The organism is Streptococcus sp. sy018, assembly GCF_007859185.1.
In the GTDB taxonomy this organism is placed as follows: domain Bacteria; phylum Bacillota; class Bacilli; order Lactobacillales; family Streptococcaceae; genus Streptococcus.
Genome location: NZ_VOHN01000001.1, coordinates 152,050 through 173,241, shown reverse-complemented (window position 1 = coordinate 173,241; position 21,192 = coordinate 152,050). Strand labels below are relative to the sequence as shown.

At 37.2% G+C, this 21,192-nt stretch carries 19 protein-coding genes; 1 reads left to right on the top strand and 18 read right to left on the bottom strand.

The window, feature by feature from the left end; translation table 11 throughout:
• Window positions 1–4: 4 nt before the first annotated feature.
• Entirely contained in the window at window positions 5–2,464 is a 2,460-nt protein-coding gene (locus tag FRX52_RS00845) for a bifunctional DnaQ family exonuclease/ATP-dependent helicase (protein ID WP_146538161.1), read from the bottom strand.
• A gap of 60 nt (window positions 2,465–2,524) precedes the next feature.
• Here FRX52_RS00845 and FRX52_RS00840 point away from each other — a divergent pair, with 60 nt between their 5' ends.
• Window positions 2,525–3,163 carry an MBL fold metallo-hydrolase gene (locus FRX52_RS00840; RefSeq protein WP_146538160.1) on the top strand — a complete coding sequence of 213 codons (639 nt, stop codon included), beginning with the start codon at window positions 2,525–2,527 and terminating at the stop codon, window positions 3,161–3,163.
• A gap of 70 nt (window positions 3,164–3,233) precedes the next feature.
• Here the strand turns inward: FRX52_RS00840 and FRX52_RS00835 are convergent, their stop codons facing one another.
• The 17 genes from FRX52_RS00835 to FRX52_RS00760 all read right to left on the bottom strand — a co-directional run bounded on the left by FRX52_RS00835 (window position 3,234) and on the right by FRX52_RS00760 (window position 21,066).
• A complete protein-coding gene (locus FRX52_RS00835; RefSeq protein WP_146538159.1) occupies window positions 3,234–4,466 on the bottom strand; it encodes an ABC transporter permease in 1,233 nt (410 codons plus the stop codon).
• Between the two features lie 14 nt (window positions 4,467–4,480).
• On the bottom strand, window positions 4,481–5,167 hold the full coding sequence (locus tag FRX52_RS00830) for an ABC transporter ATP-binding protein (RefSeq protein ID WP_261378946.1): 687 nt from the start codon (window positions 5,165–5,167) through the stop codon (window positions 4,481–4,483).
• 13 nt (window positions 5,168–5,180) lie between these two features.
• Entirely contained in the window at window positions 5,181–6,407 is a 1,227-nt protein-coding gene (locus tag FRX52_RS00825; RefSeq protein WP_146460054.1) for an efflux RND transporter periplasmic adaptor subunit, read from the bottom strand.
• A 162-nt stretch (window positions 6,408–6,569) separates the two neighbouring features.
• Window positions 6,570–8,345, bottom strand: coding sequence for a DUF262 domain-containing protein (locus tag FRX52_RS00820; RefSeq protein WP_146538158.1), 1,776 nt, complete (start codon window positions 8,343–8,345; stop codon window positions 6,570–6,572).
• A gap of 71 nt (window positions 8,346–8,416) precedes the next feature.
• Entirely contained in the window at window positions 8,417–8,539 is a 123-nt protein-coding gene (locus FRX52_RS05510) for a hypothetical protein (RefSeq protein ID WP_261378934.1), read from the bottom strand.
• A 148-nt stretch (window positions 8,540–8,687) separates the two neighbouring features.
• A complete protein-coding gene (locus FRX52_RS00815; protein WP_146538157.1) occupies window positions 8,688–10,553 on the bottom strand; it encodes an ABC-F family ATP-binding cassette domain-containing protein in 1,866 nt (621 codons plus the stop codon).
• Complete coding sequence (locus FRX52_RS00810; RefSeq protein ID WP_146538156.1) at window positions 10,546–11,754, bottom strand: CCA tRNA nucleotidyltransferase; 1,209 nt, start codon at window positions 11,752–11,754, stop codon at window positions 10,546–10,548. Before FRX52_RS00810 ends, FRX52_RS00815 begins: the two co-directional genes overlap by 8 nt.
• 13 nt (window positions 11,755–11,767) lie before the next feature.
• A complete protein-coding gene (locus FRX52_RS00805; RefSeq protein ID WP_146538155.1) occupies window positions 11,768–12,622 on the bottom strand; it encodes a DegV family protein in 855 nt (284 codons plus the stop codon).
• Between the two features lie 2 nt (window positions 12,623–12,624).
• Window positions 12,625–12,999: a DUF1149 family protein gene (locus FRX52_RS00800; protein WP_146460044.1), complete on the bottom strand. Its 375-nt coding sequence runs from the start codon at window positions 12,997–12,999 to the stop codon at window positions 12,625–12,627.
• Between the two features lie 83 nt (window positions 13,000–13,082).
• Window positions 13,083–13,604 (bottom strand): hypothetical protein, encoded by a 522-nt coding sequence (locus FRX52_RS00795; protein ID WP_146538154.1) that lies wholly within the window; start codon window positions 13,602–13,604, stop codon window positions 13,083–13,085.
• Between the two features lie 79 nt (window positions 13,605–13,683).
• A complete protein-coding gene (locus FRX52_RS00790; protein WP_146538153.1) occupies window positions 13,684–15,408 on the bottom strand; it encodes a glycoside hydrolase family 3 protein in 1,725 nt (574 codons plus the stop codon).
• A 38-nt stretch (window positions 15,409–15,446) separates the two neighbouring features.
• Window positions 15,447–16,241: an HAD family hydrolase gene (locus FRX52_RS00785; protein WP_146538152.1), complete on the bottom strand. Its 795-nt coding sequence runs from the start codon at window positions 16,239–16,241 to the stop codon at window positions 15,447–15,449.
• Window positions 16,242–16,243: 2 nt separating this feature from the next.
• Entirely contained in the window at window positions 16,244–17,083 is an 840-nt protein-coding gene (locus FRX52_RS00780) for an SDR family oxidoreductase (protein ID WP_146538151.1), read from the bottom strand.
• 10 nt (window positions 17,084–17,093) lie between these two features.
• The gene (gene uxuA, locus FRX52_RS00775; protein WP_146538150.1) at window positions 17,094–18,188 is read right to left on the bottom strand and encodes a mannonate dehydratase; all 1,095 of its coding nucleotides are present in this window, start codon (window positions 18,186–18,188) and stop codon (window positions 17,094–17,096) included.
• Window positions 18,189–18,203: 15 nt separating this feature from the next.
• Window positions 18,204–19,604: a glucuronate isomerase gene (gene uxaC / locus FRX52_RS00770; RefSeq protein ID WP_146538149.1), complete on the bottom strand. Its 1,401-nt coding sequence runs from the start codon at window positions 19,602–19,604 to the stop codon at window positions 18,204–18,206.
• A gap of 1 nt (window position 19,605) precedes the next feature.
• Complete coding sequence (locus tag FRX52_RS00765) at window positions 19,606–20,226, bottom strand: bifunctional 4-hydroxy-2-oxoglutarate aldolase/2-dehydro-3-deoxy-phosphogluconate aldolase (protein WP_146538148.1); 621 nt, start codon at window positions 20,224–20,226, stop codon at window positions 19,606–19,608.
• A gap of 120 nt (window positions 20,227–20,346) precedes the next feature.
• Window positions 20,347–21,066: a FadR/GntR family transcriptional regulator gene (locus FRX52_RS00760; protein ID WP_146538147.1), complete on the bottom strand. Its 720-nt coding sequence runs from the start codon at window positions 21,064–21,066 to the stop codon at window positions 20,347–20,349.
• Between the last annotated feature and the right edge of the window lie 126 nt (window positions 21,067–21,192).

Genomic DNA, 21,192 nt, shown 5'->3' with positions numbered 1-21,192 from the left:
TCTATTATATCAAAAATTCTGCAATTACTGGCAGAATTTTTATGAAATTTCCCTGCTCCAGTTGAAAATTATCTTCTAAATAATCCAAGATAGTAGAACTATAAGAACGACTTAACAATCGTTGATCTAAAATCAAAATAGCTGACTTTTGCTCAGGACGGCGTTGGGAACGACCAAAGGCCTGAATTAAACGCAAGAGCATCATAGGTAGCGTATAACTCATAAAAGGATTTTGTCCCTTTTGTTCCAACTCTCGATAAATTTTTTGACTAAAACAATCCTTAGGGTTCTCAAAAGGCAATTGCGTAATGATCGTTAATAAGCGGTCTTGTTCTTTAAAATCTACCCCTTCCCAAAAGGTTCCCGTTCCTAACAATAGCCCATTTTTTTCACGGTCAAAACGTTTTTTCAAGCCAAAAGGTTGACCATTCTTATATTGACAAAGATGATTAACTTCAACTTCGTCTAATAAGTCAGAAACCTTCAACATCATTTTTTTTGAGGTAAACAAGGCTAGAATAGGGTAATCAAGTTGAACTAACTGGACCAATTTTTCAGCTAAAAATAGGGCGTATTGTTCCTGTGATAAGGAACGAATATCTGGTAAATCTCTTGGCAAATAGATGTGTTGTGTTGTTGTTCGTTCACTAGGCAAACGCTCAAAGTGATAACTTTCTAGTTGTAACAGGTCGGCTAGATTAACCTCCTGACTAATCTGCAAACTGGATGAAATTAAATAAAGTTTCTTTGGTTTGATAAGTTCAGTTAGTCGAACCAGCTCTTTCTGGCTACTATGGAGTATGATTTGGTCTGGCTCATTTAGTTCATCTTTTTCTAGCCAAACCAATGGAAAATCTTCTGATAAGGCTTTAGCCAAAGGTTGTAATGCAACAAGATCCAATTCAGACAGATCTTGACGTAGCTTAGGCAAACGTAGTTCCAACTGCTCTTGGCAGTATGACTCGTTGCCATTAACCACTTGTTCCAGTTCGAATTGCAGACTTTCTAATAAGCGTTGTTGCAAATGATTAGTTATTTCGTCTAATAACAACTTGATTTGACTCAGCAATTGAGTTAAATTTAGACGCTGATGAGTTTGTGCCTCCAAAGTTGCCAACATGGCCTGTGCTTCATCAATCACCAGCACCTTGTTCGTGATAAAATTCTGACGCTCTTTACTTTCTTCTAACAAATAAGCATGATTGGTTATCAAAAGACGACTAGTTTTAGCTTTTTCTTGAGCACGTCGCCAAAAATCCATTTCATAAAAAGGTGAGTACACATCTAAACGCCCATCATGTCGTAAGGCTTCAAAAAATGACTCCATCCCTTGTTGCTGTCTAATTTCATCTAAATCTCCCGTTTGCGTTTCAGCCAACCAAACGAGCACACGCATTTTATAACGATTCAATAAACGGTTGCTCTCAGGAGTTTCCAGACTCTTTTGGAAGTATTCCAGTTTAATATAATTTCTAGCAGCCTTGATGCTCTGACTACTTAGGTTAAAACAGTTTCTTAGCCATGCTGCCTCTTGATAATAAAGTTGATCTTGTAACGTCTTGGTGGGTACGGCAACAACCAGTTGCTCTTTGAAACCTTGACTAAGCAAGGGAAGAAGATACCCTAAACTTTTTCCGATTCCAGTTGGAGCTTGAATCAAACTTGGCTCTGGCAATGCCAAGCCCTGCTCAATCAATTGAGCAAATGCTTCTTGCTTCGGTCTAACATCTAAGCCCAAAGTCTTTAGATTATCAGTAAAATTTCTAGCCAACTCTTTTTCCTTAGCTAGAGGTAGGCTTTTTTTCAACATCAGATGTTCAACCAACTCATACTGATCAAGATCATCTTCTCTCATCTTCTCTTCCAAAATTTCATCAATAATGAGATGACTTTCATAAAGGAGATGATGTGAAAAAGTCTTTAAGACCTGCAAGGTCTGTTGGGGAAGTTGTCTAATCTTTTCTTGCAGCATTAAAAAAATTTCTGCCGTTGCTTGTGCATCTGCAATCGCCGTATGTGCTTGATTAAGCCTAACCTCCAAAGCACTGGCTAACTGGGCAAGAGAATATTTTTCCAAGGTTGGAAAAAAAACTTGACTTAATTCGACCGTATCAACTCGTGGTTGACGAAGTTCATACCCTTCCCAAAAGAGTTGCTCTGTTAATAGATTGGCATCGAATTTAACATTATGAGCAACAAAAATAGCATCCTTAATCAACTCATAAATACGACTAGCTACTTGCGAAAATTCTGGAGCAACTGACAACTGCTCATCTGTAATGCCTGTCAAACTAATAATATGTTCGTCCAAGGGTTGATGAGGATTAACATCTGTTTCAAAGGTTTCTGTGATTTGTCCGTTTTCAATAATGACAATCCCCACTTGGATAATGGAAGAATCAATCGCCGTTCCAGTTGCTTCTAAATCAACAACGGCGTACTTGCGCAGCTTATTCACTTTCATAGTGCCTCTATTATATCATTTTTAATCGCCAAATTGAGCTTTTTTTGATAGACTAGATGTATGAAAATTATAAAAACAGTTAATACTTTTGCGCGTGAAAACACCTATTATTTAGTCAATGACAAGGCTTGTCTTATTATTGATCCTGGTAGTGATACAGACTTCATCTGTCAAAAATTAAGAGAAATCAACAAACCCGTTGCTGCCATCCTACTCACACATGCCCACTATGATCACATCATGGGGGTTGATGTGGTTCGAGAAAATTTCAACCAACCGCCTGTCTATGTGTCAGAAAAAGAAGCAAGTTGGCTTTATACACCTCATCAAAATCTTTCAGGCCTTAGTCGTCATGATGATATGGCGGATGTTATGATTAAGCCTGCTGATTATTATTTTGATTATGAACAGGCCTATGACCTAAGCGATTTTCATTTTTATGTTCTTGAAACGCCTGGTCATTCTCATGGTGGGGTCTCTTTTGTTTTTCCAAAAGAAGAAATCGTCTTTTCTGGCGATGCCCTTTTCAAAGAGTCTATCGGTCGAACCGATTTACCGACCAGTGATTTTGACCAGCTCATCACTAGTATAACCACCCAGCTTTTTACTCTACCTAACCATTACGCTGTCTATCCAGGTCATGGTTGGAGTACAACTATTGGTCATGAAAAAAGTTTCAACCCCTTTTTCATCAAATAAAAATAAAGTCCTTAACAAATTTGTTAAGGACTTTTTGATATACATTATCTAAACTATCAAACTAAACTTGCTACTCATATCTCAAGGCTTCAATTGGATCCAACTTACTTGCCTTATTGGCTGGTAAAACACCAAAAATGATTCCCACCATGGCAGAAAAGGCAATGCTAACAAAAACAGTAGCCAAGGATATTTCTGGCTTACCAAGATTAGCAACCAGTCCTTCAATATTGCCCAAGGCATAAGTAAACAAATAAGCAATAATCAATCCAATGAAACCACCTAAAATCGTCAATACGACAGATTCAATTAAAAATTGGACCAAAATATTACGGCGAGTTGCTCCCAAAGCCTTGCGAAGACCAATCTCTCGCGTTCTTTCAGTTACGGATACCAACATGATATTCATGACACCAATTCCTCCAACAAAAAGAGAAATTCCACCAATAAAACCAATAAACATGGTCATGGTGCCAACTTGCTGTTTGATTGATGCTAACATTTGAGAAATATCAAACATGGTAAACTCACCTTCTTTGGCATCAGATAACTCGGTTAAACGCTTAGCAGCCTGAGTTCCTAGCTCACTAGCCTGTAAGACATCTGGCACATAAAAATTAACTGCACCAATCTCATCAACATTAAATTCTGCGGCTAGTTGCGTGTTGGCTAAGATAGCATTTCCTTCTGAAGTCGCTCCATAACTGGCTGAACCTGATGCGGGATCTTTATAAACACCGACCACTCGGTATTGCTTATTGCCAACATCAACTGTTTGATTAAGAGCTTCTTCATACGAAGAAAATAATTTTTTTGCCAAGACCTTATCAATCATAATTAAGCGAGAAAACTGACTGTAGTCTGAGGCGCCCAGTTGGCGACCAGCTAAAATCTTATATTTCTTTATCCCAAAATAAGTGCTAGTGACTCCTGTTAAAGTTACCTTATTAGATTTCTTATTCTGATAAGAGATAGCTTCTGTTGTCGTATTTGTCGCATAATAACCACTGATTCCAGGAATTTCTCGAACAATTTGTTCTAGCCACTCTTCTCGAATCAAAGGGGGTTTGATAGTTGGCGACACATCTTCTGGAAAGAGAGCATTATCCCCTTTTTTCTGGTAAAACAAGCTAACATCATGTTGAAATTGTGACGCTTGTTTGGTAATGCTTTTCGTCACACCTGTACCAATAGCCATAACCACTGACACAGCAGCCACACCAATGATAACCCCCAACATGGTCAAGAAAGATCGCATTTTATGCCCTAAAATCGAGCTAATGGCAAATTTCCAATTTTGCATTGACTCCTCCTTCCCTACTCAATTCTTACACTGTCTGTTGTATCGGCTGTAATCTCACCATCACGAATGACAATTTTTCTAGTTGCATAGTCAGCAATTTCTGGCTCATGCGTAACCATGATAATCGTCTTGCCTTCTCTATTGAGCTGGGTCAATAATTCCATGATTTGATTACTGGTTTTAGTATCAAGAGCTCCTGTTGGCTCATCAGCTAGGATAATTGAGGGATTGTTAACCAAGGCACGCGCGATTGCCACCCGTTGCTTTTGTCCTCCAGACATTTCAGACGGCATGTGATACATGCGATTTGCAAGCTCGACTTTTTCTAAAAATTGCTCAGCTAGCTCACGTCGTTTTCTTGCTCCCACACCAGCATAAATCAAGGGAAGTTCGACATTCTCAAGGGCATTTAATTTGGATAAGAGAAAAAATTGTTGGAAGACAAAACCGATTTCTTCGTTTCTGACCTGTGCCAACTCCACTTCTGGCAAATCTTCTACTTCATTATCAGCCAAATGGTAAAGACCACTTGTTGGTGCATCTAAAAGACCAATAATATTCATCAAAGTGGATTTACCCGAACCAGATGGCCCCATAATCGCTAAAAATTCACCCTCATAAACCGTTAGATCAATTCCCTTAAGTACTTGTAACTCCTCTTCACCACTGCGATAAGACTTCGTGATTTGCTTTAAGGTCATCAAGGCTTTCGGTCTATCCTTCACTTGAACTTCCTCCCTCACTGTCAGCCTGAGCATCGCCTTCTGTGTCCTCAGAAGCGACACTTTCCAAGACTTGACCGTCTTTTAATTTATTATCTGGATTGGTTACAACCACTTGACCAACTTCTAAGCCTGTATTGATTTCTTGCGAACGGGCATCAGCATTACCAACGCTGACTTCTTTTTTAGCGACTGTTCCATTATTTTCATCATAAACCCAAACATAAGATTTATCTCCCTCAACGACAAGTGCACCAATTGGAACAACAAAACCTTTCTTATCGTTAATGACTTCAACGGAAACAGTAAAGCCTTGCTTTAAGTCACCTAAATCACTTGTAATATCAGCTGTGTAATTATAAGTTGGGGTCGAATTGGTTGAGCCGCTTTCCGTTGGATTGGGGTAATTCGAAATCGAAGCAATTGTTCCTGTCCATTCTTTATCGCTATAAACCTTAGATTTAATTTTTATAGCTTGACCAACCTTAATATTGGCTAAGTCATACTCCGTCAGCGTTCCTTTTACCTGCAATTGCCCCTCACTCGTGACATGAACAATACTCTGACTGGTCTTGGAGGCAGGATCAATATTGTTATTAACCGCAACTACCGTACCAGAAACAGTACTGGTAATCACCGACTCATTCAAGGTAGCTTGAGCTTTGTTGATCTCTCCTTGGGCATTGGCATAGGCATCATTAAGGTCTTGAAGTTGCTGCTCATAACTAGCTGTGGCCTGCATGGTTGGTGGTGTTGTCATCGTATAAGTTTCACCCGTTTCCGGATCTGTGGTCGTATTGGTTGTTGGGAGATTACCATAAGCTCTCAAATACTCAATCTGACGAGCAACCTTATTCAAATTACGAATAGCCGTATCATAGTCGGTCTGAGCTTTGGTAATATCATACTGCACCAACTGCTGACCTTCTGTGACCTGATCACCAACGGCTACAGTAGCAGTAGCACTTGTTCCTTTACTGGCATCGTAATAAACATACTGTTCAGACAAGGCCTTGACAGTACCAGATAACAAGGTCGCAGATGCCAAAGATCCTTCTTTAACATTAGCAATCTTATAAAGATTGTCTGAGGCAACATTAGAAGTTTGACTATTTTTAAAATAGGTAACTCCCGCAAAACCAATTAGGCCTAAAAGCCCTAAGCTAACCAGACCCCACTTTTTCTTCTTCGACGTTTTTTTTCTATGTTTTCTTGACATAAAATCCCTCCTTATCTCGTACCTTTGTATGAGTTATATAATATAATTATAAAGTTTTGAAAAATCCTTGTCAATGATTGGCTGTTAAATTCATTATAAATTTACACTATCTTTTCCATCCACAAAAAACTTCCCAGTTTTAAACTGAGAAGTTGTATTTGGTTAATTAAACAGGAAATTAATGAAACGATCAGCGATTTTTTCTGTTGCTTTTTCAATATCTTCCTTATCCCAAGTATCTTTTGCATACTCAGATAAAGCCTGTGCTAAATGATAACGACTACCACGGTAGCCCTGACCACTTGTCACTTCGTTTTCTTTTTTGGTTCTAAACCAAGCATCACCAATACCACGGTTAATTTCTGCTTCTAATAAAATCTTGTTACCTAATTTTTCCGCATAGCTATAAAATTCATCTTGGTCAACAAAACCTGCATCTCGCATAATCGACTCACGATTTAGACCACTCTGAGGCATGATATGTTCGACATCAACCAAGCCATCTAATTTGAAAGGTAAGCCTTGCTCTTGACTATAAAGGTAGTCATTAACAAAAACCAACGTTTTAGGTAGGCCACTCTCCAACAGGCGACTTCTAATATCTTCTGGAGTAAAGTGATGAGCAATGTGGTCTTTAACCTCTTGAATCAAATCAGACTCACTATAAGTGTCAACTTGGCTATATTTAAGGTTGATTTTTTCCAAAAATCCTTTGAAAATAGAGTGACTGTAAGAAAAATCTGTCACATCTAAAAGAATAGCCAAACGTAGTAAATAACTCAAGTAACGACTATCTGTCGAGCGATAAAAGAGGTAAGACGAAACAAAGGGTCTAAAATTACCATAAAATCTTCCCATAATCTGACCTAATTCGGTTTGCTCAAAACTCGACCAATTGCTTATAATTTGGTTTAACTCATTGATAAAGATCTGATCTTCTTTCAAAAGATAGGCACGTTTTTTGAAGAAGGCACGAATCCCTCGGTTATTAGTTTCTTTTTGCTCTTTAGCTAATTTCACAAAAATATAATAAGTCATGAGCAAATTTAAGTCCAAAGATGATTGATCCACCCGTTGAACCAAGTCCTTCCAAGAAGCTTCAAAATCACGTCTATCCTTAGATACTGCAGTTGCTCGAGACACCAAAACTTCAATAGCTGTCAGAGGCAGACCAGTACCATTTAAGGAATTAAAAATATTGATGGCTTGATCCGTATTAAAACTAGTAATGGTAATAATTTGACAATGAGAGAGTAGATGAGTTGCAAAATCCCTAATTTGGGTGTTGGTCAACGATTGACAATAATGATAAAAGTAACGGAAGTTTTTATAAAAATTGGTGTATTTATTGTCCTTGCGTCGTCCTTTAATCTTAATCACGCTATACTCAATAGTTGACAGGTCTTCACCTCTTAAAATACTATTCAAATCACTAGCATAAAGTTCAGAAATCGAATCATTTTTATATTTGATTTGATGGTCTTGTAAATCATGTTGACCACGACGATAGTTAAAGGCATCCTCATCTGATAAATTATATAGCATAGTGACCGTTCTAGCTATTAAGCCCTTAAGCTCTTCCAATAATCTAGCATCTGCCAAAGACTCTTCTGATAAATGTGAGATTTCCTGCTTTAATTTCAACAAAACTGCCTTGAGCAATAACATGAAGGTTGTTGTTCGTTGCTGACCGTCAATCAAGGAAATTTCATGCTCTTCCCCAGATTCTTGAGCGATCAAGACCGCACCAAAGAAATAGTTATCCTGTTCATCAGCACTAAAGTTTTCTTGATGATTCTTAATATCCTCAATCAACTGCTCACACTGTCCCACCTGCCAAGCATATGGACGCTGATAACTTGGGATATAAAATTCTCTTCGCTTACTAAAATAATCTTCAATATTCTGCAAATCTGGCTTAATATCATTTCTTACCATATCTTTTCCTCCTCAAAATAATTCAATAAAAAATTCTCACAAAAGGTAATTTTTTCATCAGCAAAAACAACTTACCCTTTATAAACAACAGAGTAAGATGGATTGCCACCTACCATATTTTCTGCTGTTTGTTTATCAATAAAAGGTCCCATAACTACATTGCCAAACTGATCAATAACATACCAATTTCCCATTAAATTCACCTCTTTTACTAATATGACTTAATCTAAGTAATTGACAAAGTCAATTACTTAGATTAAAAGATGCTGTAAGTATATTTTAATTTTTTCTTCTTTCAACAATATAAAAAGAACCGCCATTTTGGTGGTTCTTGATAAGCTATTATACCAACTCACTCAAATAATCATAACGTTCATATTTGATTAAGAGTTGTTCATTTTTTTCATCTAATTGAGCTTGTAAATCAGCCAGTTGACCGTAGTCGCTGCCACACTTGGTCATGGCTTCTTCAATAGCAGAAATCTCATCTTCTAATTGACTAATGTCTTCCTCAATGGTTTCCCATTCCTTTTGTTCAAAATAAGATAAGCGTTTTTTACTATCCTTACTTTTTTCAGTCTTTGGCTTTTCGAGTTTACTCACGTCTTGTTCATAGCTGGTCTCAAAAGTCTTTTCATCCAAGTAATCCGTATAATTTCCAAAAAACTCTCGAATCTGACCATCTTCAAAGACTAAAATCTTATTGGCAACCTTATCCAAGAAATAGCGATCATGGCTAACCGTTAAAACTGGCCCAGCAAAATCTGCCAAAAACTGCTCTAACACGGTCAAGGTCGCAATATCAAAATCATTGGTAGGCTCATCCAATAATAAAACATTTGGCTTTTCTAACAAAATCTTCAACAGATACAGGCGTTTTTTCTCACCACCAGATAGTTTCCCAATCAAACTACCATGACTGGCACGAGGAAAGAGAAATTGTTCCAATAAATTTGTGATACTGGTTGTTCCCACATCAGTTTTAACTTCTTCAGCCACTTCTTGTAGATAATTGATGACTCGCTTATTTGGATCCATATCCTTGAGTTGTTGTGAAAAATAGCCCACTCGAACGGTTTCCCCAACAATGAGTTGTCCACTGGATAAAGTTAAATCGCCATTGATGAGGTTCAACAGAGTTGATTTTCCAACACCATTATCACCGACAATCCCAATACGATCTCGATTTTGAATCAAAAGATTGAACTTGTCCAAAATGACCTTATCTGAGAAAGAAAAACTCGCCTCCTGAAATTCAAGCACTTTTTTACCAATACGAGTTGTTTCAAAAGTCATACTCAAATCAGTTGCTTGTTGGTTGGTTTGCAAACCTTTTTTCAAATCATGAAAACGATTGATTCGAGCCTGTTGCTTGGTCGCTCGAGCTTGAGGTTGACGTCTCATCCAAGTCAATTCTTGCTTATAGAGTTGTTGACGCTTATGTAAATTAGCAGCATCTCGTTCATCTTGCTCAGCCTTTAATCTCACATAATCTTGATAATTCCCGTGATATTCTGTTAAATCCGCCTGTTCCAACTCAAAAATTCGAGTTGCTACATTATCTAAAAAATAACGGTCATGGGTAATAAAGAGAACGTTTTTTTTACTTTGATTGAGAAAATTAGTCAGCCAAGCAATCGTGTCAATATCTAAGTGGTTGGTTGGTTCATCCAATAGGAGTAAATCTGCCTCAGCTAGTAAGACTTGGGCCAATTGAACTCGACGGCGTAAACCACCAGAAAGATTACCCACCTTTTCTTGCAGATTCATGATACCCAATTTAGCAAGAATGGTCTTAACTTCACTTTCAATCGACCACACATCCAGGGCATCCATTTCTGCCATGAGCTGATCAAGACGATTCTGCTTAGTTTCATTATAATCCGCCATTAACCGTTCATATTCCTTAATGAGCTGAATTTCTCTAAGGCTTGACGATAATACCGTATCCAAGACCGTCGCTTGATCATCAAAATTGGGTTCTTGCGTTAGATAAGCAATCTGATAATCATTGGCCTTACGAAAAGGTGACTGGTCGCCATCAAATCCCAAACGCCCTGATAAAACATCTAAGAGCGTCGTCTTACCTGTACCATTCACGCCAATCAAACCAATCCGATCTTGCTCATGAATAATAAAGGAAATCCGATTAAAAACGGTCTTTTCGCCCACACTCTTGGTTAACTGTTCGACTAAAAAATCACTCATCTAGCTCTCCTTTTACAAATTCAAAAATGGCAACTCGATCATTTGGTAAATTTCCCATAACAATTTGATCTTCAATCCTTGTCAACAATTTCCCTAGAATTGGACCTGCCTTGAGTTGAAATTCCTTCATTAAATCCCCTCCATTGACAACAATTTCATGTTTATCATGAATGATCAAACTGTCATTTAATTGCCAAATACTATCAAAATCAACAACCAACCCCAAGGCTTGTCGGAGTTCTTCTACTAGGATTAACTGAGCATAGCCATAGTCATAAACCTGTCGTTGCGTAAGTGGTTTAGTAGCCCGGTCATTATAAATGTTAATTAGCTGAGTAACAGTCTTTTGAAACTGGACTGAGGTTTTCCATTTTTTCAAAAAAGGTTTCACATCTACTTCCAAATTGACCAACAAGTAAGCCCAGGCCTGTTCAGAATTTTTAAACTGAAACTCACTTGGCAGTGCAGCTAGCATCTGAGTCAAAGCCAACTTTTTGTGAGCCAAATCTGGTAAATAAAGATAGGCTTGACTAGCGATAAAAGCTTGCAAACCTTTTTGCCAGTAAGGAGCTGTCAATAATTTATCAAATTCAATGAACGAACGCTCCACCGATATTTTAGTCAAAAGAGGGGCACAGGCCGTCATGGCTGCAAAGGTGTCTTTTTCAATGTCAAAATTAAGATTAGCTGCAAAACGAAAGCCTCTTAAAATGCGCAAGGCATCTTCATTAAATCGCTCACTTGCTTGACCCACAGCGCGTAATAAACCTTGTTCTAAGTCCGCTAGACCATTGAAACGATCAATCAACTGACCGTCTTGATTTAAGGCAAAGGCATTTACCGTAAAGTCACGGCGTTTTAAGTCCTCATCCAAAGAGCGAACAAAGGACACCTGACTAGGCCTACGATAATCCACATAGACATCTTCTGTTCGAAAGGTTGTCACTTCATACTCACCTTGATCCGTCAAGACTAAAACAGTACCATGCTCAATGCCTATATCAATGGTTCGCTCAAATATTTTCTTAATTTCTTGAGGATAAGCACTAGTGGCGATATCGACGTCATGAATAGGGCGATTCAAAAAAACATCTCGAACACTGCCCCCCACAAAATAAGCTTCATAACCAGCTTGACGAATCCTCTGTAATATCGGTAAAGCCTTCTGAAATTCAGAAGGCAAATCATTTATAATCTTCATGTTTTATCTTTCACTATAAGATATGTGGTGTTAAAGCAAGAGCAATCGTTCCTTGTCCTACATGGGTGGAAATTACACTATTCAAAGGCACTACTTTTATTTGTTCTATCTTATAACCTTGTTCTCTCAAAAGGCCTTGTAACTTTTCCACCTTGTCTGGTGCATTAGAATGGAGAATAAATAGCTCATAGTCTTGATCAGTCATTTGTTTTTCTAAAATATCCACCAGACGCTTTTGTGCTTTTTTCTCAGTCCTAACCTTATCAAACACCTCAATCTTACCTTCAGTTGTAAAATACAAAATAGGCTTAATATTGAGTAGATTTCCTAACAAAGCACTACCATTTGACAGACGACCACCACGCACAAGATGATTCAGATCATCCACCATGATAAAGGCACCTGTTTGCTCAATTTGTTGTTCCAGACGAGCTAAAATGCTGTCAAAAGCCTGTCCTGACTCAGCCCACATCAAAGTATTGGCCACCAAACTCCCCAAAGGGGCACTGGTAATCTTGGTATCTGGAAAGGCTAAGGTTAATTGGTCATAATCCTCTACTAGATATTGGATATTCTGCCAAAAACCCGAAATACCGCTAGATAAAAAGAGTCCAATGACATGTGTGTAGCCTTCTGCTACTAGCTGATCCAAAGTGGCAACTAACTCTGATAAACTTGGTTGGCTGGTCGTTGGCAAATCAGTCGCCGTTGCTAAATAACGATAAAACTCATCCAACGACAAGTTTTTCCCTTCAACATAGCTCTGCTTATCCATGATGATGGGAATATCCAAACAAAATAGATTTTGAGCTTGTTTAACTTTTGGTTCTAAATAAGCTGACGAGTCCGTAATAACGGCTAACTTCATGACTAAAACTCCAATGTGATTCCTGGACGATCCAGTGCAATTTCGGTTACTTCATAGGTCAAACGTTGGAGCATATCCAATAGTGGTGCTGCTAAACTTTGAACCTCTTCTTGTGAAAATTCACTTGGTTCGTTGATGATTCGATTTTTAATGCAATTCATTTGTGACACAACTGCTGTCAAAACAAATTCTTCCTTAACAATAATTGACTGTAATACAGCAACAATTGTTGTTTCATTTTTTTCTTCATCTTTCTTAATCAGTTGGAAAGTCACTTCAGCATTTGTTTCAGGAGTACCATTTTCTTTTTCCCATTCCAAATTACGAGCATCATAATGATACTGGTTTAAGAATACTTTTTCACGAACTAATTCCATCATCTTCTCCTCTTTGATTTCAATATAATCTAGTATAGCATAGGACCGTTTATTCTTCAATCAAGGTCAAAATCCACCCAAGTCTAGTATTTTTTCTGAGGGTGTTTGGCAATAATTTCAGGGTATTTGGCTAGGGTTTTATCACCCTTATCCGAAAGCGAATACCCACGCAAATCAAACTGCTTGGCCAATTCATCTTCTTCATAAGCAATGATCATGGCTTGGTCCAAGTCAGCTCGTTTCATTTTAGATAAACCAACAACCTCTTTTTCTTTTAGCCACTGCTTTAGTTTACCTGCTGGCAAATGGCGCAACGAATCAAACGCACTATCTATTTTGACATAACCCTGCTTGATTAAAAATTCCAACTCTTTTTGAGCGTCAATACCATAGGTTGTCGCAAAATATTTGTGATGAGGGTAGTCTGTCGTGTAGGTGCCAAAATGCACACGCCATAACATAATGATGTGACCAGGCAACAAGCCCTCTTCCGTTCGCTCCATCGCCCATTTGGCAATAGGTTTTTCCAACAATTCTTGCTCATATTCTGGTGCAATATAAGGTTTTTCGGCATGATTACTATAAACTGTTTCAATTGTTTTCATTTTTTTATTATATCATAAAAAGCGTTAAACTTGGTGGAAAGAAAACTTCTCTTATTCAAAATAAGAGAAGTTTTATAACTTATAATTTTGCCTGCCATTTTTGTGTCCAAACATGTTCGTTTGGAACACCATAAAAATCATCTTTTCCTTCTAGTTTATTAAGTAAAGACTCGATTGTATTTACGTTATGATGATATGCATTAACAGCTGTTTTAACCATTGTCACATCATGGAGATGAGTTGTATAATTCAATGAAACAAATACAGTTGGCACTTCATGCACATACCAAGGCACCTCATTTGCCATAGCCGTCTTCCACTGAATACGATAGTTATTTTGTGCCCCGTAGCCAATGACATTAGCCACAACTAAAGCTAAATCGACTTCTTCTCGATATTTCAAAGTAGATCCTTTAATACGACTATTGCCATCATTAATGGTAACCTCATAACCCCTATTTTCCAAAGCAAATTTGAGATTCTCTACCACTTCATTACTTGCATCCATAATGCCACCTTTTTCTCCTTCAAGATAATAAAGACGGACACGACGATGAGTTTTTGGGTTAATTGGCAAATTAACTTGTGTATCTTTCAATAGTGTGATTGATTTATCTGCTGCCTCTCTTTGCCAAACTAAATGTTCTTCACAACCGATGATTTCTAAATCTTTAGGATCTTTTAGAAGGGTACCTTCTGCCATTTTCACATGAAGATTTAATTTTGCTTTTAAACCTAAGATTCTACGAACAGCATCATTCAAACGTTCTTCAGAAATAATTCCTTTCTTATAGCCATTAAGCATAAAATGAAAATCTTCTTCTATGTCATTGAAAAATAAAAACATATCACATCCTGCTGCAATTGCTGCAGGAACATAGTCTTCACGACGCATAGCCGCAGTCATTCCAAGCATATGACTGGCATCTGTAATCACCAAACCATTAAAATCAAGTTCTGTTTTTAATAAACCATTAACCAATTCTGGAGCCAAAGTAGCCGGCAAAATATCCTCATCTTTCAAGTTTGGATTAAGCTGTTTTTGATAGTATGGAAGGGCAATATGACCGGCCATAATCATCTCTACACCTCGTTCAATATGATGACGATAAACTTGTCCAAAAGAATTATTCCACGCTTCTGGTGATAATTCATTAACACCAAGCACTAAATGTTGATCACGTTCTTCTGTTCCATCTCCTGGGAAATGTTTAATACATTGAATCATATCACGCTCTGCTGTCAAGCCATCTAAATAAGCACTGGTATAACGAATCACGTCCTCTGCGTTGGTTCCATAGGAACGGGTATTTACAATAGTATTACGCCAATTTTCTAAAATATCAACACATGGATCAAAATTAACATTAACACCAAGAGAGGCCGCTTCACGCGCCGAAACCAAACCTGCCAAATATGGCAAACGTGTGTCACGACTTGCTTCTGATTGGGCTCCAGATGAAATATAGGTACCACCTTTGACTGCACCATCACCTCCAGAGTCACAATTTGCTGCCACTAAAAGAGGCACTTTTGAGTGACTTTGCAACTCATTGATAAGCCCCTGTACTTGTTCAGGACTGCCATTCATATAACGGGCACCACCTATATGGTATTTCTCAATAATCTCTTTGTTTGTTAAATTATTGCCACTAAAAGCATCTCCATCAAAGAAGAATAGATTTACAAACAATTGACCAATCTTTTCTTCATCTGTTAAATTTGCCAATGTGGACTCTACCCACTTAATTTGTTCAGCATTCAAATTATAAGGTTTTTTATGTAAATCAACTAATTTTGCCATTTTCTACCTTTCTTTTATCATTCTATTTGAAAAGCTCTTTAGTGTTCTAAATTATTCCAAAATTGATTGGATAAATCTGTTTCAACATCTTGATTCCACTGATTGTTCAAGAAATATTGAATATAAGTTTTATTCAAATTTTCCCAAGATAATGTTTCTTGTCCAACTAAAATCGGATAAAAACATACTCTATTTTGTTTGGCTGCCTGTAAATCTCCTGGAGAATCACCAATCATTAAGATACTAGTTGCTTCAGAAGAGTTTTGAACCAACTGTGCTAAAACATCTTCTTTTTTTCCTCGATCTTGACAATAGAGATCATCAACAAATTCCAAAAGGCCTTGATTCTCCCACTCTTCTTGAACAGCTCCTTTATTGGCAGAAGAAACAACAAAAACCTTGCCTTTTGATTTGAGAAACTCCAATGTTTCTTTGGCACCTTCAAAAGAAAGAACTGGGCCCTCATAAGTTTTTATGAGCTTATTAACTTGTACTGACCAATCCAATGTCTTACGCAAATCATCTGAAGGATTAACTTTTAAAGTATCTTCTAAAGATTCGTTAGATAAAGACTTTGTTGTTCTTACCCAATCTTCCAATCTATCTATATCAGCCACTCCTGCTATTTTTAAACAAGTGAGTAATCCCACAAAACGATTGATTCCTCTTGTTTTAGAATAAAGATTGACTTTGTTCCATTCTGCCAAAAAAGACTCTCTATCAGCAATTTCAAAAATATCTGCGGCAACAGGACCAAAAAACAACTGATGCTTATAAGTCATTGTGTCCATGACACAACCATCTGAATCCACACAAAATATATAATCCGTCATCCTCAAACTCCCGAATAAGCTGAGAAACCACCATCAATTGGAAGAACTACACCATTAACAAAACTTGCTAAAGACTCATCTGCTAAAAAGAATACACTACCAACTAACTCTTCAGCCTCACCAAAACGTCCCATTGGCGTATTCGTTAAAATTTTATTAGCACGCGCTGTTGGTTGACCTGTTTCATCAAAAAGCAAGGCATGGTTTTGATTAGTGACTAGAAATCCTGGTGCAATAGCATTACAACGAATGCCAACCTTAGAAAAATGAACAGCCAACCATTGCGTTAAATTACTAATCGCTGATTTAGCTCCTGAGTATGCTGGAATTTTAGTCAAAGGCGTATAAGCGTTCATACTTGAAACATTGATAATATTAGCACCTGTACGTCCAAGCATATCTTGAGTAAATACTTGAGTAGGCAATAAAGTACCAAGATAATTCAAATCAAATACAAAACGAATGCCCGCCTCATCTAAGTCAAAGAAGGTTTTTGTTTCACTTGGTAAATTCAACTCATGAAATTCATTATCAGTTGTCGCCTTAGGATTATTTCCACCAGCTCCATTGATTAAAATATCTGTTGGACCAAAATCTTTTAATACCTGTTGACGTACTTCTTCAAGATTTTCTTTGGACAAAACATTTGCTTGATAAGCTTTTGCCACACCACCTTCTTTAATAATTTCATCAACAAAGACTTGAGCAGCAGTTTCATTCAAATCCAATAATGCTACTTTAGCACCCGCTTTGGCAAATTCTTTAGCTAAACAACCACAAATAATACCACCAGCTCCTGTAACCACAACAACCTTATCTTTAAATTCAATTACCTTTGTCATTTATTTTCTCCTACTTTTGTCCAACCGTTTTTGCCTTAATTCCAAAATCTGGATTTTTTCCTAACGCTTTCATATTAGCTTCATACAAGCCATTAAAATAAGTCGCTCCTAGTGCTCTGTCATATAAGCCATAACCTGGTGTTTTCGTTTGATCTCCCCAAATACGACGACCATGGTCAGGACGTAGTGCACCTTGCCAGTCATACTCTACCAACAATTTCACTACACCATTCATATCGATATCACCTGCTTGTGATAAATGAGCAGTTTCTTGGAATCCCCAATCTCCAGCAGTTACATTGCGTGTGTGCATAAAGTTGATACGCTGACGTTTCAAAGCATACTCTGTCATTGCCAACACATCATTTTGGGGCTCAGAAGCATAAGAACCAACACACATTGTAATACCATTAGTTGGTGAATCGTATAAATCAAGAAATCGCTCTACTGCATTTTGATTAGTTATAATGCGTGGTAATCCAAAAATACCATAGGGAGGATCATCAGGATGAATCGCCATTTTGACACCGGCTTCTTCAGCTGTTGGTATAATTTTTTGAATGAAGTAAGCAAGATTTTCCCACAAATCTTCTTCAGATATATTTTGACGATAATTTTCAATAATCGCCTTCATTTCATCCTTAGAGTAAGAAGAATCCCAACCTGGTAGATTCAAATCATCAGCTACTGGATCGACTTCTAATAAATCTTCTTTCAAAAACGCAAGTGATGTTGAACCGTCAGGAAGAGGATGATTCAAATCCGAACGTGTCCAATCAAAAACTGGCATAAAATTATAACAAACAACTGGTATCCCAGCCTTACCAACATTTTTAATTGATGTTTTATAATTTTCAATCAATTCATCACGATTCGGTTTACCTTGCTTAATATCTTCATGAACAGGAATAGATTCAATCACTGTAATTTCAAGACCAGCATCTTCTACCAGTTGTTTTAACTCTAATATTTTCTCCAAAGGCCACGCTTGACCAACTGGAACATCATAAACTGCTGTCACAATTCCTTGCATTCCTGGAATTGCTTTAATTTCTTCTAAGGTAACCGGATCATTTTTCCCGTACCAACGAAAAGACATTTTCATTTCACTACCTCTTTATTACCTTTCAAAAAATTCTTTTGCATTATGGTAAGCAATCGCTTCCACCATTTTCCCTAACGCTTGATAATCTTCTGGCACCTCTTCATCTGCTATCCATTGTCCAACATACGAAGCCAAAATTCTTCTAAAATAATCATGTCGTTGATAAGACAAGAAACTTCTAGAATCTGTTAGCATACCAACAAAATTAGCCAACAATCCTTGTTCAGCATAGGCATTCATCTGTTCAATCATTCCAAGTTTAGTATCATTAAACCACCAACCTGCTCCAAATTGTAGTTGACTTTTAATCCCTTTTTCATTAGCTTGGAAATTAGCTAAAGTATTTGATAAAACAATATTGTAAGTTGGATTCAAATTATACCAAATCATCTTCGGCAAACAATTTTTTTGTACAAGATGGTTTAATAATTGGTTTAACCGAATAGCTAACTCACTTTGATCACCAATCGAATCCACACCAACATCTGCACCAAGACGGTTAAATAACTTCTTATGATTATTACGCAACGCACCAAAATGCACCTGAGTTACAAATCCATATTGTTTATACAATCGACATAATTCAACAAAGACTGCCGTTTGCCATTTCCGAATGGCTAGTATATCTGGTTGCTGACCCGCCAAAGTAGCTGTTAGCAACTCATTTAATTCTTCCTTACTTGCTAATTCAAAACTAATTTCAGTAAAGCTAATATCACTTGCTAGACACCCTACCTGAGCAAAATAAGCCACTCTTTCTTCCAGAGCATCCACTAAACTGTCAAAACTATCAATCTGACGATTAGTCTTTTCTGACAACCGATTAATAAACTTGTTAAAATTCTGGTGTTCAATAAAAGCTTCATCCGGTCTAAATGTTGGTGCCACAACTGTTTCAAAACTCTCATCAGCCGCTAATTTTTTATGCCACTCTAGATCATCTAATGGATGATCTGTTGTACCAATAAATGTTACCTGAGCTGCCTTAATCAATTGCCTTGGACTAATTTGCTTTTCTTTCAATAATGAGTTTAAGCGTTCATATAACTCTTCTACCTTATCTTCTACTATTGGTTCAGTTATACCAAAAACTTCTGCAAGTTCTAGATGACTCCAATGATATAAAGGATTTCCATAAGCCTTACTGACCGTTTTAATCCATGCTTGGAACTTATGAAATGGAGATGCTGAACCAGTAATTTCTTCTTCTGAAATACCGTTGACTCGCATCAAACGCCATTTATAATGGTCTCCCTCCAACCATAAATCTACGATATTTTCATAAACACAATCTTCATAAATTTCTTTTGGGTCTAAATGACAATGAAAATCATAAATAGGCAAATCTTTAATCTGATGATACAAGCGATGAGCTGGTTTGTTTTTTAACATAAAAGATGCATCATTAAATGTCATATCATCCCTCCACTGCTTCCACAAAAGAACGTGCAATTTCTGTCACACTCTCATAACCACTGTCAGCCACTCGACTAGCTAGAGCTGAGCCAATTCCTACTGCACAAGCTCCTGCTTTTTTCCAAGCAGACACATTTTCAACAGATACACCACCTGAAGGCATTAGATCAATATCAGGCATTGGTCCGTGGATATCTTTGATAAAACTTGGCCCTAGAACACCTCCTGGAAATAGTTTAATAATAGGACAACCAATAGCATGAGCTGAGGCGATTTCTGTTGCTGTAGCACATCCAGGAAAATATAAAACATTTTGTGCTACTGCTAATTTTTGAATGTCTATTGAAAAATGTGGGCTAACTAAAAATTTAGCTCCAGCATCAATAGCTTTTTGTGCCAATTCCGTTGACATAACTGTTCCTGCTCCTACAAATACAGATAAATCATCTGAGAATTCTTGATTCAAATCTTGAATAACTTTTTCGGCATTAGGAGTTGAAAAAGTTATTTCAATATTTTTTATACCACCAAAAACGGCATGTCTGGCAATTAAAACTGCGTCTTTCTCATCTTTTCCACGAATAACTGCAAAAAAATAATTTTTCTTTAATTGTTCTAACATCTTGTCCTCCTCTTTGAAAAGCGCTATCAATATATTTATAGTATATAATTCATCTGATGAATTGTCAAGAAAAAGAAAAATAAATAGTGCTCTATTTCTTTAGAACACTATTTATTTGATTTAATTTTCTTTTGAAGCTAGTTCATGCATGGTTAAATCTTTATCAAACCATTCTGTCAAAACACTCTGTCTAACAGCAACAATATGTGACAACATGCTATCATAAGCTGCCAAAGGATGACGATGCTTAATAGCTAGTAAAATATTACGATGTGCTTTCAAACTATCTGATTTCATCTGACGATTCGTGTAATTTTCATTGATGAGATGAATCGATTGATTGATGACTGGCATTAAACTGGTCATAGCAATATTACCACTCATTTCTGCCAACATACAATGAAATTTTACATCCAATTCCAAATGAGCTTCGTCACCATTATGAACAGCTTCTTCAATCGCATAAACTACTTCTTCCAATTTAGCAATGTCTTCATCAGAAGCAAATTCTGCTACTCGTTCTGCGATTCTAGGTTCCAGTAAATAACGTAATTCAAATAAATCGGTTGTCAATTTAACACGATCTCTGACTAATGAAAAGCCCAGTGGATCTTCAGATACTCCCTTTTTAGAACTAATATAGGTTCCCGATCCTTGACGAACTTCTAAAATATTCCGAGTCGCCAGACTCCTAACAGCTTCTCGAATCGTTGAACGCCCTACTTCTAAGTCTTGAGCTAGTTCATATTCATTAGGAAGCTTATCTCCAATTTCATACTGACGTTCTAAAATCAATTCTAATAAGCGATGAGCCGTTTTTTCAACTAAAGGTTTTGACATAGCGATTCTCCTCCAGACTAGATAGAATACCTCCACTTACTCTATAAATTATTCTATTTGATAGCATTATATAGAATATAGAAGGACTAAGATAGAATATACGTAAACTTTATTTAACGACTCTTA

What these genes read in the sequence shown, in the direction of transcription:
- FRX52_RS00760 (WP_146538147.1), bottom strand. Translation starts at nt 21,066, where the DNA reads ATGTCAAAACCTTTAGTTGAAAAAACGGCTCATCGCTTATTAGAATTG.
- FRX52_RS00795 (WP_146538154.1), bottom strand. Translation starts at nt 13,604, where the DNA reads ATGAAAACAATTGAAACAGTTTATAGTAATCATGCCGAAAAACCTTAT.
- uxuA (WP_146538150.1), bottom strand. Translation starts at nt 18,188, where the DNA reads ATGAAAATGTCTTTTCGTTGGTACGGGAAAAATGATCCGGTTACCTTA.
- FRX52_RS00785 (WP_146538152.1), bottom strand. Translation starts at nt 16,241, where the DNA reads ATGACGGATTATATATTTTGTGTGGATTCAGATGGTTGTGTCATGGAC.
- FRX52_RS00765 (WP_146538148.1), bottom strand. Translation starts at nt 20,226, where the DNA reads ATGTTAGAACAATTAAAGAAAAATTATTTTTTTGCAGTTATTCGTGGA.
- FRX52_RS00780 (WP_146538151.1), bottom strand. Translation starts at nt 17,083, where the DNA reads ATGACAAAGGTAATTGAATTTAAAGATAAGGTTGTTGTGGTTACAGGA.
- FRX52_RS00790 (WP_146538153.1), bottom strand. Translation starts at nt 15,408, where the DNA reads ATGGCAAAATTAGTTGATTTACATAAAAAACCTTATAATTTGAATGCT.
- FRX52_RS00815 (WP_146538157.1), bottom strand. Translation starts at nt 10,553, where the DNA reads ATGAGTGATTTTTTAGTCGAACAGTTAACCAAGAGTGTGGGCGAAAAG.
- FRX52_RS00830 (WP_261378946.1), bottom strand. Translation starts at nt 5,167, where the DNA reads ATGACCTTAAAGCAAATCACGAAGTCTTATCGCAGTGGTGAAGAGGAG.
- FRX52_RS00810 (WP_146538156.1), bottom strand. Translation starts at nt 11,754, where the DNA reads ATGAAGATTATAAATGATTTGCCTTCTGAATTTCAGAAGGCTTTACCG.
- FRX52_RS05510 (WP_261378934.1), bottom strand. Translation starts at nt 8,539, where the DNA reads ATGGGAAATTGGTATGTTATTGATCAGTTTGGCAATGTAGTTATGGGA.
- FRX52_RS00845 (WP_146538161.1), bottom strand. Translation starts at nt 2,464, where the DNA reads ATGAAAGTGAATAAGCTGCGCAAGTACGCCGTTGTTGATTTAGAAGCA.
- FRX52_RS00820 (WP_146538158.1), bottom strand. Translation starts at nt 8,345, where the DNA reads ATGGTAAGAAATGATATTAAGCCAGATTTGCAGAATATTGAAGATTAT.
- uxaC (WP_146538149.1), bottom strand. Translation starts at nt 19,604, where the DNA reads ATGACATTTAATGATGCATCTTTTATGTTAAAAAACAAACCAGCTCAT.
- FRX52_RS00805 (WP_146538155.1), bottom strand. Translation starts at nt 12,622, where the DNA reads ATGAAGTTAGCCGTTATTACGGACTCGTCAGCTTATTTAGAACCAAAA.
- FRX52_RS00835 (WP_146538159.1), bottom strand. Translation starts at nt 4,466, where the DNA reads ATGCAAAATTGGAAATTTGCCATTAGCTCGATTTTAGGGCATAAAATG.
- FRX52_RS00840 (WP_146538160.1), top strand. Translation starts at nt 2,525, where the DNA reads ATGAAAATTATAAAAACAGTTAATACTTTTGCGCGTGAAAACACCTAT.
- FRX52_RS00800 (WP_146460044.1), bottom strand. Translation starts at nt 12,999, where the DNA reads ATGGAATTAGTTCGTGAAAAAGTATTCTTAAACCAGTATCATTATGAT.
- FRX52_RS00825 (WP_146460054.1), bottom strand. Translation starts at nt 6,407, where the DNA reads ATGTCAAGAAAACATAGAAAAAAAACGTCGAAGAAGAAAAAGTGGGGT.